Consider the following 13841-nt stretch of genomic DNA (forward strand, 5'->3'; position numbering starts at 1 on the left):
CTCGGCCATCGACCCGATCAGCGCCGCCAGGCCCGGGCCGGTGCTGATCTCAAAGTTGGCCTCACTGAGGACTTTTCCGTGTTCACGGGTGTACAGCCGGGCGCCGTCCCGCGCGGCCAGCTGTGCGGCGGCCGTGGTCGCCGCGGACGCGAGCGCGGCGGCCCGCTCGGCGACGCTGAGCGCTCGCCAGGCCGGCGCTGCCCGCCGCGCCGCCGACACCGCGGCGTCGAGCTGGGCCCGGTCTGCCGCCGGTGCGTGGCCGACGATCTCGGCCGGCCGGGCCGGATTGTGTACCGGATAAGTCCCCGCGGCCCCGGGCTGTGGTTCCCCGCCGATCGTCAAGACCGGTCCCTCGCCGGCAATGTGGCTGTCGTGCGCGATCACCGTTGATCCCGTCTTGCTCATCTTGGGGCCCCGTCTCCTTACCCGACTCCCGCGGCAACCTTGACCCGGTGCGGTTATCTCGCCATCGTAAGTCGCTATGACGCCGATCACAGGTCCGGTCCCATGAGGGCGGTGGTGCTGCGCGAGGCCGGGCGGCCCACCGCGGTGGAGGAACTCGTGCTGCGGCGGGTCGACGACCACGAAGTGCGGGTGCGACTTCAGGCCAGCGGCGTGTGCCACACCGACCTGTCGGTGTGCGACGGCTCCATGCCGGCGCTGCTGCCCTGCACGCTGGGTCATGAGGGCGCCGGGAGCGTCACGGAGGTGGGGGGCGCCGTCACTACCGTCAGCCCCGGCGACCATGTGGTGCTGACGTGGAACGTGCCCTGCCGGCGCTGCCCGCACTGTCTGCGCGGCGAGACCCAACTCTGCCCACACGGCCTCAAGCACGCCTTCGGCGGGCCGTATGCCGAGAGTCCGACCGGCCCGGTGTGGCCGGAGATGGGCGCCGGGACACTGGCCGAAGAGACCCTGCTGCCGGCCGCCGCCGTCGTGCCGGTGGACCGGTCGCTGCCCCTGGACCACGCGGCGCTGCTCGGTTGTGGGGTCACCACCGGGGTGGGCGCGGTGCTGCGCACCGCAGCGGTCCGCCCCGGGGAAAGTGTGCTGGTCATCGGGTGCGGCGGGGTGGGACTGGCCGCGATCCAGGGAGCTCGGCTGGCCGGGGCGGCGCGGATCATCGCTGCCGACCGAAACGCTGCCCAACTCCCGGCCGCAACCGCCAGCGGCGCGACCGACACGGTCGAGGTCGGCCAGGCCGACCTCGTCGGCGCAGTCCGCGACCTTACCGGCGGCGCCGGCGTCGACCACGGGATCGAGGTTGTCGGCAAGCCGGCCACGATCCGCGCCGCCTTCGACGCCACCCGTCGCGGCGGAGCCGTCACGCTGGTGGGCGCTGCCGGGTTCACCGAATCGGTGACGTTGCCCGCCCTGATGCTGATGGCCGACGGCAAGAAGATCCAGGGAAGCGTCTACGGCGCCAGCGACCCGGCCCGCGACATCCCGGTGCTCGCCGAGCTAGCCCTGCGCGGCCGGCTCGACATCGAGGCACTGGTGACCCGACGTATCGGCATCGACGACGTCGAAGCGGCGTTTACCGACATGGCCGCCGGGCGGGGGGCACGCAGCGTGGTCTGCTTCGGCCCGCCAAGCTGATTCGGGGCTTGCCTCGGATTCCGGCCAGCGCGCCGTTCCGGCCCCGCTGTGACTGCGAGCAGCGCGGACACGGCCGCACCACATATTCTGAGTGTATCGTCACTAGTGAGGTATTGAGGTAAAAGCCATATCGGGGTGGGACGAGGAGACAGCTGCGTGGACGATTCCGTCAGGCCGGCCAACCGTCAGGAACGTCGAAAGCAGCGCACCCGCGCCGCCCTGATCAAAGCCGCACAACAATTCATCGCCGCCGGCAAGGTCAACGTCCCGGTGCAGGACATCAGCCACGCCGCCGACGTCGGCGTCGGGTCGTTCTACAACCACTTCGACAGCAAGGAGGAACTGTTTCAGGCGGCGGTCAACGAGGTGCTCGACGCTCACGGGGCGCTGTTGGACGCTATTGCGGAGGTGTCCGAGGATCCCGCGGAGACCTTCGCCCGCAGCTTTCGGTTGACCGGCCGAATGTTTCGCCGGCGCCCGGAGGAGAGCAGTGTCGTACTTTCCCACGGGCTGGACTTGATTACCTCGGATCGTGGCCTGGCCCCGCGTAGCAGGAGGGATATCGCCGCGGCCGCAGCGGCCGGCCGGTTCGACGTGCAAGACCCGCAACTGGCGATGGCGGTGGCCGCCGGCGCGCTGTTGGGACTCGGTCAACTGTTGTGCGATCAGCCCGAGCGGGACGCCGCCCAAGCCACGGACGAAGTCGCCGAAAACCTACTGCGGCTGTTCGGAATGCCCGCCGACGAGGCGCATCGGCTTTGCCTGCGGCCGTTGCCCTTTCTGGATGAGGCCGACGGCGCGGGCGCGGCGGTCTGAGCGGCATCCGGGAAGCGGCCCAGCGCCTATGCCGGCGTGCCGCTGCCTACCGGCGACGATTTCGGGGCCACGCGGTCGCAGAATTCGGTGAGGACGCCGACCGTCGCCTGGGGCGCCTCGAATGGCCAGAAGTGGCCGGTGCCGAACAGGTGCACGTCGCTGCCCGGCGGCAGCGTCGCCAAAAGACTTGGGTCCCGGTAGAATTCGCGCGGCTGCAGCGGGTCGTGAGCGCCCTGCAGTAGCAGCACCGGAGCCGTCCAGGCCCGGATGAGCCGGGTCCGCCGATCCACCCACTCCTGCCGAAACGACGACGAGTGGAAGTAGCGGGGCACGGCGGCGGCGATCCCCGGGTGGCTGAACTCCTCGATGGTGCGAATCAGGTCTTGGCGGGCCACCGGTCGCTCGGTGAGCCAGGTATAGGCGGTCGTGACGAACCGCCGGGCCTCGCGCAGCATGGCCGGCGCCTCTGCCGAGAGCATCAGCTGTTCCTGGGGATGCAGTCGCGGGTGCAGATGCCAAAGATGTTGCTGGCCGCGGCCGTATCCGCGCACCCGCTCGCCCAGTGCCGCGACCAGATGGTCACCGACCGGGCTGCCGCGGTCGTGGGTGATCAGTATGAATTCGCCGATGCCGAGCTGGTCGAGCAGCGCGCCGAGCTGCGCGGCGACGCCGGCCTGCCGGTAATCGCCGCTGCGCTTGTCGGATTGGCCGTAGCCCTTGAGGTCGATGGCCACGCAGTGATAACGGCGGCCGAGAGCTTCCAGCGCATAGTGCCATTGCCACCATGAGTCGGGCAGCCCATGCAGGAAAACCACCGTCGGGTCCGATCGGGCGCCGGATTCGACGAAGTGCCACCTGACGGTTTCGCTGTCGCCCGGTGCGTCAACGAAGCGGTGCACGGCCGTTACGGCGCCGAGGTGCTCGACTTCACCGTCGTGGTGAGCCCGGGCGGCTGTGTCGGGCAACCCGGCCACGATCTCCTCGGCGGACCGAACGGCCTGCGCCAGCCCGTCGTCGAGGGCTTCCGTCACGCGTGGCGGCGGCTCGGTGTAGGACAAGTCAATCGGTGCTGTCATTGTCGCCCCTTTCGTGAAGTCTGTGCAGGCATGTCCGCCGATCGCACCGGTGCGATCGGCTTGGCTGTCTTGGGAATGCCTGGCAGCTGGCCGCGCACCAGCGGCAGCCACCACGACGGGCTCGGCGGCGCAGGCAGGCGCCGTGCCTTGCGGTGCCGTCCGCGGCGCGGCAGCGGGAAGAGCAGCAGGAGAACGAGTGTCAGACCGGTGATGGCGGCGCCTGCGGTGAAGGCGTGCGACAGGCCGGTGACGAAGGCATCGCGGACAGCGTCGTTGACGCTGGGGCCGAGTGCGCCCAGTTGCGGGTCGGCGGCGACGTGCATACCCGCCGCGGGTGATTCGCGGATGGTGCCGGCCGCTTGCTGCGGCACCGCCGCGGGCAGCCTGAGGTGGTTGCGGTAACCGGCGCTGAACAGCGAGCCGAGCAGCGCGATGCCCAGGGCAGCGCCCAGTTCGCGAGTGACGTCGTTCATCGCCGAGGCGACGCCCTGTTTGTCTGGCGGCAGCGAGTCCACGATGGTGTTGGTCGCCGGGGTGGCCGACAACGCCAGGCCGCCGCTGAAGACCAGCATGCCGATCAGCAGATCGGTGTAGGTGGAGGCGGTGCCGAGGCGGGCCAGCAGGGCGAAGCCGGCGACCATGCACGCCAGGCCCGCGGCGATCACTAGCCGATTGTCAAGGCGCTCATCCAGTTTCGGGGCTATCGCGGAAACCGGAAGGACGACTGCGGCCATCGGCAGCATCGCCAGGGATGATTTCAAAGGTGCGTAGCCGAGCATCAGCTGGATGTACTGCAGCCCGACGTAGAAGAAGCCGAAGGTGCCCAGGAATTGGATGATCAGCGCGGCCGTCCCGGAACTGAAGCCGCCGTCGGCGAATAGGCGCGGATCCAGCATCGGGCACGCAACGCGCAGCTCGTGGACAACGAACAGGGTCATCGCCGACACCGCGGCGGCAAAGGCGGCGACCACCGTGGAATGGGTCCAGCCATGGTCGGCGCCTTCGATGATGCCGTACACCAGCGCGCCGATCCCGATCGCGCTCAAACCTGCCCCGGGGAAGTCGGGCGCGGGTTCTTCCGCGCTCTTGGTGTTGGGCACCAACGCCACGGTGACGAGCAGCGATACCGCGGCCATCGCGGCGGTGCCGATGAAGGTGGAGCGCCATGAGTAGTGCTCGAGCAACAGGCCACTGATGAGCAGGCCCATAATCGATCCCGCAGTGGCGAATCCGGCCCAGATGCCGACGGCGCGGCCTTTATGGTCGGGGTGCACAACTGCAGTGATCGTCGACAGCGTGTTGGGCATGATCAGCGCGGCGCCGATACCCATGATCACCCTGGCGATGATGATCGTGTGGGGTGAGCCGGCGGCGGCTGCCAGCACGTTGGCCAGCCCGAATAGCAGGGTGCCGCCGATGAGGGTGCGCCGCCGGCCGAAGTCGTCACCGATCGCTCCTGCCGGCAGCACCAGCGCCGCGAGCGCCACCGTATAGGCGTCGGCAATCCAGGTCAGATCGGTCGCGCTGGCCCCCTGGTCCAACGCGATGTCGGGCAGCGCCACGTTGACGCCGGCGACCGCCGACATGACCACCACCAACGCGCCGCAGCAGGCCAGCACGACACCACGGGGATCGTTGCGCATCGTCATCTCTCAGAATCGGCATCGCTATCGGCGCTATCGCCGTTGCCGGACAACACAAATCGGGGCACCGCGTCACACAACACGGACAGCCACCGGCCGGCGCGCAGCACGGTGCGATCGGGCCGGAGGACGGCCGCCGTCACCCCGCCGCGCCATAACCAGCGGGCAAGTTCGCTGCCCGGCGGCGCGTCGACTACCACGGCCCCGTGTCGCCGAAGTCTCTCGCGTTGCCCGGTATCGGGTGCCTGAGTGGTGACGAGTGCGAACCTGGTGCCGAGCACGGTGTCGAGCCGCTCGCCCGTGGGAAGGATTGCGTTGGGGCATAACGTTCCCGCGCGCCGCCAGCCGCCGAACGCCTTGTGCACCAAGGCGCTGCTGTGTAATGCCGGCGTTCGGCTGTTGGTGAACAATGACCGCACCCCCGGCACCAGATGCAGCCGAGGCACCAAGGCACGGCGTACGGCGTCGCCCGCCCGCCCGCCGGCTGTCATGGACCATCCCATGGCCAACGCGAGTCCGATCATGTGCTGCGCGTGCGGCTTTCGCTCCTGTTCGTAGGTGTCGAGAACCGTGGCGGGAAGGCTCTGGGTCAGTACGCCGGCCAACTTCCACGCCAGATTCGCCGCGTCGCGGATTCCGGCGCCCATGCCCTGGCCGATGAACGGCGGAGTCAGATGCGCGGCGTCGCCGAGCAGAAAGACGTTGCCCTGGCGCCAGGTGTTGGCAACGGCGGCGCGGAACGTGTAGTCGGCGACCCGCACCACCGACAGCTGGTCGGCCGGTACCGCGTTGACCCACGGGGAAAGCAGCGGATACAGGCTCGCCATGGCGGCGAAGTCAGCGGCGGTCTCGTTGGCCCGCAGCTGAAATTCCCAGCGGTACCGGTTTTCACCGATGCGCATGTAGGTGGCGGCCCGGTGCGGACTGCAGACCTGATGTACCCCGTCCCACTGGTTGATCGCGGCGTCGGTGGCCACGTCGACGACCAACCATCGTTGCTCGAAACGAAGGTGACGCAGCACGGCGCCGATCGAGGCGCGCACGACGCTGTTGGCGCCGTCGCAACCCAGGACGTAGCCGGTGTCGACGACGTGCCGCTCGCCGCTGACCCGATCGGTGTATTCGAGCCGCACCCGGCCGGGCTCGCGCTGGCTGACCTCGGTGACTTCGGCGTTGCCGCGAAACGCAACGCAGTTGTGCTTCTTGAGGTTTGTCCGCAGCAGTTGTTCCAACTCGGGTTGGTCGAACATGTTGGCTTGCGGAAAGCCGTGGGCGCTGTGCGCCGGATCGCGGTGAAACTGAGCAAGTGTACGCAGATCCGGGTCGACCAGGCGCAGCCCCAGGGCCGGGCGCGAGATCGCGGCGAACTCGTCACCGATACCCAGCCAGGTGATGATCCGCCTGATCTCGTCGTCCAGGTGTACCGCGCGCGGTTGTGGGTAGACGGTTTCCCACCGGTCCAGCAGCAAGGTGGGGATGCCGTACTGGGCCAGCAGGGTGGCCGCGGTGACCCCGGTAGGCCCGGCGCCGACGACGACGACTGGCACGGATTCGGGCGGAGTGATCACTTGTACCGCACCGCCGTGCGTTGCGTGCCGAGGTCGATCGCGCCGTCGTCGGTGCCGACGGTGGCCTCGACGACGTCGCCGTCGTGCAGGTACTTGGCATTGCCGAGTTGGCGTTTGAAGAAGGCTTTCCACTTGACCGCAGGCGGCAATAGCGAACTGACGATCTGGACGGGTTTCGCGGGGGCAGACAGCGCGGTACCCACCGGGGTGCCGGTCAGCACGAGATCTCCGGGCTGCAGATGCTGAAACCGCGCCAACCCCTGCAGGGCTTGCAGCGGCGAGTAGATCATGTCGCCGGCCACCCGCATGTCCTGGCGCAGTTCGCCGTTGACCCGCAGCCGCAGCCGCAGCTCGCCGAAGCGCCCGAGCTCACCGGCATCCAGCAGCACCAGCGCGGGGCCGACCGGGGTGAACGTCGGATACGACTTTGCTTCGTAGAACTGCGTTTTGGGAAGCTGGATGTCGCGTGCCGACACGTCGTTGGCCACCACCAGGCCGGCGACATAGTCGGTCCAGTCGGCGGCGGTGACGGTCGTGCCGACGGGCAACTCCCGGCCGATGACCAACCCGATCTCGACCTCGTAGTCCAAGAACCGGACGTGCGCGGGTTTGACGATATCGTCGAACGGCCCACTGATCGAACCCGACGCCTTCCGGAAGAAAGTCAGCGGCGTCGAATTCGGGTCCATACCGGAGTCTTTGACGTGCGAGGCGAAGTTGGTCATCTGCGCCACCACCCGGCAGGGCGTCGTCACCGGCGACATCAGTCGCAGGCCGTCCACCGGGACGCGCTCACCGCCGGTCGCTGCGGCGTCGATGGCCGCGGGGTCGGCCAGCAACTCGCCGGTGCTGGCTGCGGCGGTGTCGATTTTGGTTGCGCCGTCGGCGGTTTGCACCCACCAGGCGTCTGTGGTGCGCAGGATGGAGACGCTCATGAGTTGGCAGCTTTCATCAGGCCGATCAGCCGGCGGGAATCGAATTCGTTGTCGGCGCGCAACCCGCGGATCATCGATAACGCTTCTCGCGGTAGGGATTTGAGGTCGGCACCGAGGAAGTCTTTGGTCGCGCGCGGGCCCCATTGGGCAAGGCCCGAAGCCGCGAACGGCGCCCAGCCGGATTCGAGCGTGCAGTCGAACATGTCGCCGTCGGTGAAGTGCTCGACGAGGAGCCCGTCGGGGTCGCGCCAGTAGTCGAAGAGCTGGCTGCCCTGGATGTGGCGGCCGATACCCCACGACCGGCGATACCCGCAGTCGGCCAGGTATTGCCCGCCGGCGGCCAACGAATCCAGGTCGCAGACCTGATAGGCCGAATGTACGTAGCGGTTGGCCGGACCCAACGCGAGCGCCAGCGTGTGGTGGTCGGTGGGAGTCAGGCCGCGATCGCAGCGGATGAAGCTCATGGTCGGTCCGCGGTCGCGTTGACCCGGGTAGTACAGGAAGTCGCTGACGATCATGCCCAGCGTGTCGAGGTACCAGTTGAGTGTCTGCAGGTAGGTGGTGGTCTGCAGGACCAGGTGCCCGAGCCGTTGCACGGTGGCTGGTCGCCGCGGCGGCCGTTGGGTGGCGTTGATGCGCTGCACTTCGTGGCCGGTGTTGAAGGTGTGCGGCGGCTGCGACGGCAGCGGTTCCAACGGGTGGGTGCCCGCCACCACGCGGACCGTGAGCCCGCCCGGATCGGTCAGGTCGACGGAGACGCCGCCGAGCGCCCGGGGGAGTCGCTGCAGGGTCCGTCCGGTCGCGTCGGAGAGCCGCAGCAGGTCGTCTTTGTCCTGGGCGGTGAATGCCACGCCGATTAGTCGGGACCGCTGGCCGCGCCGGATGAGGATGCACGGCGATCCGGCGTCGGCCCCACGCAGCTGCAACTCATCGGGGGTGCGCGCGGCGACGGCGAAGCCGAACGCTTGGGCGAACGCCCCGGCGCGGTCCAGGTCGGGCTTCTCGAACTCCAGCCAGGCGATGTCGTGAACCTTGATCACCGGGTTGCGCGAGCGTCCGGGGTGCTCGCCTTCGCGAGCGCCCTGCTCGCTGTGCAAGTGGTTGTGGGCGGCCAGATTGTACGTCACCAGGCATCCTCCTGAACTAGAAAACTGACGATATCTTCACTCACGAAGCTATCATCAGTCAAGATGTTCTGAAGAAAAATTCAAAACTGTGTGTGACCGCTATGGATTGCGCGGCGCCGCGCCCGCGGCCGGCAGAATCCGGCGGTTCAGGCGGCGTCGTGAAAGATCAGTCCCAACGCGTAGCGTTCCCCCGAATGCACCACCGAGATGCCGTGCCGTACCGGTGTGGCCGACCACCCGCGAGCCGAGGGCGCCGGGCGGTCCCGAGTGGTGAACGCGTACCCATACCCTTGCGGCAATTGCGTTGTGGTGCCCCGGGATTGGGCTCGGCGCCGCTGCTCGACCAGGAGGAACTCGCCGCCGGTGTAATCGGTGGCGGGGTCGCCGAGGTTGATCACCACCTGAAGCGGAAACACCAAGTCGCCGTAAAGGTCACGGTGCAGGGCGTTCCAATCCCCGGCGCGATATCGCAACAGCAGCGCGGTGGGCTTGGTCTGGCCGGCAACATGGCACATCTGCAGCCATTCGTCCAAGGTGTCCGGCCAGGGGGTGTCTCGGCCCAGTTTGGCCCACCAGTCCCGGGCGATGGTCAGCAGCCGCGGATACAAGGCGTGTTTGAGCTGCTCGAGCGGCTCCGGGTAGGGCCGTCGAAAGTAGCGGTATTCGCCGGCGCCATAGCGGTGGCGCTCCATGTCGACGGTCTTGCGGAACAGGTCATCTTGGGCGTACAGCGTGCGGAGGCGCGCCGCTTCGGTGGCCGTGAGCAGCCTGGGCAGCAAAGCGCCGCCGTGGGCGCTGATCTGTGCGGCGATGGCGTCCCAGTCGCCGGAGTCGACGCGGGTTTGCCACCGGGTCGACGACATCGATCCGCACCTCCCGTCGTCTCATGCTGCCGAGGCAGACGATATAGAGACGATATGGAATCGCGGCGGCCAAACGCTTGCTGGCCTGGAATATCCGCAGGAGGTACGGTGTTGGTCGCGGACGAGTTGGCCGGGCGGCCGCGGCTCGAGTCGGTTCGCAAGGATCGGCGCCGAGTCGAGGAAAGTCCGGACTTCACAGAGCAGGGTGATTGCTAACGGCAATCCGAGGTGACTCGCGGGAAAGTGCCACAGAAAGCAAACCGCCACCCTTGCGGTGGTAAGGGTGAAACGGTGCGGTAAGAGCGCACCAGCATCCCGGGTGACCGGGGTGGCTAGGCAAACCCCACCCGAAGCAAGGCCAAGAAGGCCGCACCGAAGGTGCGGCCGCGCAGACGATCGAGGGTTGCTCGCCCGAGTCTGCGGGTAGGCCGCTCGAGGCACCCGGTGACGGTGTGTCCAGATGGATGGTCGCCGCCGTGCCGCCGTTGGTTCAGCCGCGGCGGCAGGGAACAGAATCCGGCTTACAGGCCAACTCGCCCGCGCTCGCACTCCACCAGGATTTGCCTCGCGCGGCTCAGCGTCGCGCTTTGCGCACCGCTTTGTCGAGTTTGCGCAACGCCGCGCCGAGCTGTGCCCGGCAGCTTTCGGCAAGATCGCTTTCCTGCTGATAGAGCAGGCCGTAGGTGAAGGTGTCCTCTCCCGCGGCATGTGCGGCTTCGGTCTGCTCGAGAAGATGTTCCCGGCTGACGACGCTGTCTTGATGATCTCCGAGCAATGTCTGGACGGCCTTCGCCTGCTGGGCCACCCCGTCCGCTCCGGTAGCCGCTGCGGTATAGCGTAATCGCTTGGCGCGCTTGCGGATTCGGTGCAGTGCCTCGTTGGGGTGGAGCACCGGACCCAAGCCGTCTTCGGCCTGGCCTGCCGGGGCGCCTGCCGCGTGGGCGGCCCGCGCCGCCTTGGCGGCCTTGGCGGCTTTCTTGACGCGGCGGTAGGCCGCGTCGATGTTCGGCGGGGTCGCGGGCCCGGGTCCGGGTCCGAAGGTGGTCACCGGGTATTCGGCCACCATGGTGTCGAGAGCGTCCAAGAGGCGGAAGTATCGCTTCGAGCGCATCGCGATCAGCGACCGTCGCAATCCCGTCTGATATCGCCGACGGGCGCCCTCGACGAGGCGTTCGCGCACCGGCCCGCGCACCAGCTGCGGTTCCAGCCCGTCCAGTTCGCGTTGATAGCGCTCGGCGAGCACCTCGGCGTCACGCGCCACCCCCAAAACGCCGGCGAGCTCACGCAGTTCGTCGAGAACCCAGGCGCCATCGGCCAATCCGAACGAATCCGGGGCCTCCCGCAGCAGGCTGCGGATCTTGCGGGTGGTCACCCGCATCTGGTGCACCGCGTCGTCGACGTCGGCGCGCACCGCGCGATCCCACGTCAGCAGCTCTTCCACGTGCTGGGCCACTGCCCGGTGGACCGGATCCACCGGCGCCGGCCCGCGCGCCGACGGCGACGTCCGGCCCAGCACCCGGGCCAGCTTGGAGCCGTGCCCGGCGGGGGCGGCCCCGGCGTCGAGCAACCGGTTGCTCAGCCGGTTGAGCAGCTCGTCACCGGTGGCCCCGGTCGCGTCGATGAGCTCGAGTTCCCATTCCCGCCACTGCTGTTCGGCGGGCTCGGTATCGGAGCCGTCGGCTTGTCCGGCCGACCACGCGGTGACGTGGTCATTGCAGAATTCGGCCAATGCGGTGCCGTCGGCGCCGTAGAGAAACTGGCTTTCCCGTCGGGTGGTGATCCGTGCGACCGGCTCGACGGGACGGTCACGGACGATCGCCAGCACCACATCCAGCAACTCGGCTGGCACGGTGTCCCCGCCCGTGATCGGGGCATGGATCTCGGTTCGGGCGTCCGGCCCGGCCGGCAACTTCAGATGCCAACCGGCATCCAGGCCGCCGGTCCGCCGTCGCAGGGTGATTCGGTTGCGGGCCAGATCCTGCGCAGGGGTGTCGAAGTACACCGCGTCGAGCTCCTGGGGCGGCTTCTTCTCGACCCGGGCCACGGCCGCAATGCCGTCAAACGACGGCGACACCGTCGACTCGACGACGTCGAACTTGCGCTCGACCTCCAGCTGGCGCGCCATCTTCGGCGCAGGTACGGGCATTTCGCCTCCGGTGACAGCGCGTCGCCGCGGTCGTACATCGTGGATAGGCCTCATAGAGTGCCACACGCACGGTGAGCCGCCGGGCGCAGGCTCGGTCCGGCGAAATACGGCATGTTGGCCCAGGCGTGTCGCCGCAACCGCTTATCGTGTGCGGTGCGGGCCACCGCTGCGGCTTGGCTGTGTCAGGCCGATCGGATCCCCTTCGGATCCCCTGATGAAGGAGTTGTCGATGTTGTTCTTGGGTTGTGCCCCGTCCCGGGTGGTCGCCGGCGGGTTGGGTGCCGGTGCGATCAGCGCCGCGATGCTGTTGGGTGGCACCGGGCCGGCCTGGGCGGATCCGGGCGACCCCGCGCCGCCACCGCCGAATTGCACGGCAGCCGACCTAGCCGGGGTGTCGGCGGGGGTGGCGGCGGCGACCTCCGCTTATCTGTTCACCCATCCAGACGTCAACGACTACTTCACCAGCCTGAAGGGTCAGCCCCGCGAGGATATTCGTGACCAGCTGCAGCAGTACATGGATGCCAACCCGGCCGTTCATACCGACCTGCAGGGCATTCGCCAGCCGCTGACCGACTTCCGGAATCGGTGTCAGTGACGACGTAGACGACCTGGGCGACCTAGAAGCAGTGCTCCTCGGCGGGGAAGAGCCCGCCGGCCACCTCGTCGGCGTATTGCCTTGCGGCGCGGCGTAATTCGCCAGCAATGTCGGCGTAGCGCTTGACGAAGCGGGCGGCTTTGCCGCCGCTGAGGCCGGCCATGTCCTGCCAGACCAGCACCTGGCCGTCGCAGTTGGGCCCGGCTCCGATGCCGACCGTCGGAATGGTCAGCTTGCCGGTGATCTGGGTGGCCAGCTCAGCCGGCACCATCTCCATCACCACCGCGAAAGCTCCGGCTTCGGCGACGGCGATCGCGTCCGCCACGGTCTGCTCGGCGGCGTCACCGCGGCCCTGCACCCGGAACCCGCCCAATGTGTTGACGCTTTGCGGGGTGAAGCCGATGTGGGCCATCACCGGGATGCCCGCCGCGGTCAGGCAGGCGATCTGCTCGGACACCCGCTCGCCGCCTTCGAGCTTGACCGCGTGCGCGCCGCCTTCCTTCATGAACCGGGTGGCCGCGGCCAGCGCGGCGCTGGGTCCGGCCTCGTAGCTGCCGAACGGCAGGTCGGCGACCACCAGTGCGTGCGGGGCACCCCGCGCGACGCCGCGGACCAGCGGAATCAGCTCGTCGATCGAGATCGGCACCGTGGTGTCGTAGCCGTAGACGACGTTGGCGGCCGAATCACCGATCAGCAGCACCGGGATGCCGGCGTCGTCGAACACCCTCGCGGTCGAGTAGTCGTAGGCCGTGAGCATGGCCCACTTGTGGCCTTCGGCCTTCCATTTCTGCAGGTGGTGGGTGCGGATCTTGGTTCGTGGCGCGGCCGGGTCGGCGGGCGTCGACGGGCCGGCGCCGTAGATATTCTGCACAGACATCATTGTCCCTAGGTGTTGATCGGGTCGATCCTCGTGGCCCAGCATGGGGTCCCCGGGTTCGTCTGACACTCACAGTCTGCCATCTCTTCGGCGTAGATACCCATCTCTTCGGCGTAGATACACTGTGGGACCCCGTGAATCGGCTTACCATCGGCGGATGCAGCGGCTCAGTGGCCTCGACGCCAGCTTCCTGTACCTGGAAACCTCGTCCCAGCCGATGCACGTGTGCTCGATCATGGACTTGGACACCTCGACGATGCCGGGCGGCTACGCCTTCGACCGGCTGCGCGAGGCGCTGTCGCTTCGCGTCAAAGCGCTGCCGGAGTTCCGGGAAAAGCTCGCGAGCAGTCCGTTGAACCTCGACCATCCGGTGTGGGTGGATGACGAGAACTTCGAAATCGATCGTCATTTGCATCGCATCGGGGTGCCGGCACCGGGCGGTCGGACGGAAGTATCAGAAATTTGCGGTCATATCGCATCGCTGCCGTTGGATCGTAGGCGACCGCTGTGGGAGATGTGGGTCATCGAAGGCGTGGCAGGTACCGATTGCCATTACCGGGGCCGTATCGGGCTCATGACCAAGGTGCACCACGCCG

Annotated in this window: 12 protein-coding genes, 1 other RNA gene and 1 pseudogene; 5 read left to right on the forward strand and 9 right to left on the reverse strand. The window is 68.1% G+C overall.

Annotation, left to right across the window (positions count from 1 at the left end; all coding sequences use genetic code 11):
• Positions 1 to 405: aldehyde dehydrogenase family protein (locus CDN38_RS28265; protein WP_142361413.1), on the reverse strand; the 405-nt coding region annotated here is incomplete at its 3' end.
• Positions 406 to 507: 102 nt separating this feature from the next.
• Between CDN38_RS28265 and CDN38_RS28270 the strand changes: the two genes are divergently transcribed.
• Complete coding sequence (locus CDN38_RS28270) at positions 508 to 1599, forward strand: Zn-dependent alcohol dehydrogenase (RefSeq protein WP_099319513.1); 1092 nt, start codon at positions 508 to 510, stop codon at positions 1597 to 1599.
• Between the two features lie 156 nt (positions 1600 to 1755).
• Entirely contained in the window at positions 1756 to 2415 is a 660-nt protein-coding gene (locus CDN38_RS28275) for a TetR/AcrR family transcriptional regulator (protein ID WP_075512402.1), read from the forward strand.
• A 26-nt stretch (positions 2416 to 2441) separates the two neighbouring features.
• On the opposite strand, the gene CDN38_RS28280 is transcribed toward CDN38_RS28275, so the two are convergent.
• The 6 genes from CDN38_RS28280 to CDN38_RS28305 form a co-directional block, all read right to left on the reverse strand.
• Complete coding sequence (locus tag CDN38_RS28280) at positions 2442 to 3491, reverse strand: alpha/beta fold hydrolase (protein WP_082277321.1); 1050 nt, start codon at positions 3489 to 3491, stop codon at positions 2442 to 2444.
• Positions 3488 to 5134: an MFS transporter gene (locus CDN38_RS28285; protein ID WP_180276467.1), complete on the reverse strand. Its 1647-nt coding sequence runs from the start codon at positions 5132 to 5134 to the stop codon at positions 3488 to 3490. Before CDN38_RS28285 ends, CDN38_RS28280 begins: the two co-directional genes overlap by 4 nt.
• 2 nt (positions 5135 to 5136) lie before the next feature.
• Positions 5137 to 6699, reverse strand: a complete 1563-nt coding sequence (gene mhpA / locus CDN38_RS28290; RefSeq protein ID WP_233027117.1) for a bifunctional 3-(3-hydroxy-phenyl)propionate/3-hydroxycinnamic acid hydroxylase MhpA — start codon at positions 6697 to 6699, stop codon at positions 5137 to 5139.
• Positions 6699 to 7637, reverse strand: coding sequence for a fumarylacetoacetate hydrolase family protein (locus CDN38_RS28295; protein ID WP_075512399.1), 939 nt, complete (start codon positions 7635 to 7637; stop codon positions 6699 to 6701). The genes mhpA and CDN38_RS28295 overlap by 1 nt, the downstream gene beginning before the upstream one ends.
• A complete protein-coding gene (locus CDN38_RS28300; protein WP_075512398.1) occupies positions 7634 to 8764 on the reverse strand; it encodes a VOC family protein in 1131 nt (376 codons plus the stop codon). Before CDN38_RS28300 ends, CDN38_RS28295 begins: the two co-directional genes overlap by 4 nt.
• Positions 8765 to 8910: 146 nt before the next feature.
• The gene (locus tag CDN38_RS28305; RefSeq protein ID WP_075512397.1) at positions 8911 to 9627 is read right to left on the reverse strand and encodes a 2OG-Fe(II) oxygenase; all 717 of its coding nucleotides are present in this window, start codon (positions 9625 to 9627) and stop codon (positions 8911 to 8913) included.
• Between the two features lie 122 nt (positions 9628 to 9749).
• Here CDN38_RS28305 and rnpB point away from each other — a divergent pair.
• Positions 9750 to 10167: RNase P RNA component class A (rnpB, locus tag CDN38_RS28310), an RNA gene on the forward strand.
• A gap of 34 nt (positions 10168 to 10201) precedes the next feature.
• On the opposite strand, the gene CDN38_RS28315 is transcribed toward rnpB, so the two are convergent.
• On the reverse strand, positions 10202 to 11773 hold the full coding sequence (locus CDN38_RS28315) for a CYTH and CHAD domain-containing protein (protein WP_075512396.1): 1572 nt from the start codon (positions 11771 to 11773) through the stop codon (positions 10202 to 10204).
• 229 nt (positions 11774 to 12002) lie between these two features.
• On the opposite strand from CDN38_RS28315, the gene CDN38_RS28320 reads away from it, so the two are divergent.
• Positions 12003 to 12368 (forward strand): heme-binding protein, encoded by a 366-nt coding sequence (locus CDN38_RS28320; protein WP_075512418.1) that lies wholly within the window; start codon positions 12003 to 12005, stop codon positions 12366 to 12368.
• Between the two features lie 22 nt (positions 12369 to 12390).
• Here CDN38_RS28320 and panB read toward each other — a convergent pair whose 3' ends face one another.
• Complete coding sequence (gene panB, locus CDN38_RS28325; RefSeq protein ID WP_075512417.1) at positions 12391 to 13245, reverse strand: 3-methyl-2-oxobutanoate hydroxymethyltransferase; 855 nt, start codon at positions 13243 to 13245, stop codon at positions 12391 to 12393.
• Positions 13246 to 13462: 217 nt separating this feature from the next.
• On the opposite strand from panB, the pseudogene CDN38_RS28330 reads away from it, so the two are divergent.
• Positions 13463 to 13780, forward strand: a pseudogene (locus CDN38_RS28330) (wax ester/triacylglycerol synthase domain-containing protein); the annotation flags it as partial.
• Positions 13781 to 13841: the final 61 nt, after the last annotated feature.

The sequence above is a fragment of the Mycobacterium ostraviense genome, assembly GCF_002705925.1.
Lineage (GTDB): Bacteria > Actinomycetota > Actinomycetes > Mycobacteriales > Mycobacteriaceae > Mycobacterium > Mycobacterium ostraviense.

What these genes read in the sequence shown, in the direction of transcription:
- CDN38_RS28285 (WP_180276467.1), bottom strand. Translation starts at nt 5,134, where the DNA reads ATGCGCAACGATCCCCGTGGTGTCGTGCTGGCCTGCTGCGGCGCGTTG.
- CDN38_RS28280 (WP_082277321.1), bottom strand. Translation starts at nt 3,491, where the DNA reads ATGACAGCACCGATTGACTTGTCCTACACCGAGCCGCCGCCACGCGTG.
- CDN38_RS28270 (WP_099319513.1), top strand. Translation starts at nt 508, where the DNA reads ATGAGGGCGGTGGTGCTGCGCGAGGCCGGGCGGCCCACCGCGGTGGAG.
- CDN38_RS28320 (WP_075512418.1), top strand. Translation starts at nt 12,003, where the DNA reads ATGTTGTTCTTGGGTTGTGCCCCGTCCCGGGTGGTCGCCGGCGGGTTG.
- CDN38_RS28305 (WP_075512397.1), bottom strand. Translation starts at nt 9,627, where the DNA reads ATGTCGTCGACCCGGTGGCAAACCCGCGTCGACTCCGGCGACTGGGAC.
- CDN38_RS28295 (WP_075512399.1), bottom strand. Translation starts at nt 7,637, where the DNA reads ATGAGCGTCTCCATCCTGCGCACCACAGACGCCTGGTGGGTGCAAACC.
- panB (WP_075512417.1), bottom strand. Translation starts at nt 13,245, where the DNA reads ATGTCTGTGCAGAATATCTACGGCGCCGGCCCGTCGACGCCCGCCGAC.
- CDN38_RS28315 (WP_075512396.1), bottom strand. Translation starts at nt 11,773, where the DNA reads ATGCCCGTACCTGCGCCGAAGATGGCGCGCCAGCTGGAGGTCGAGCGC.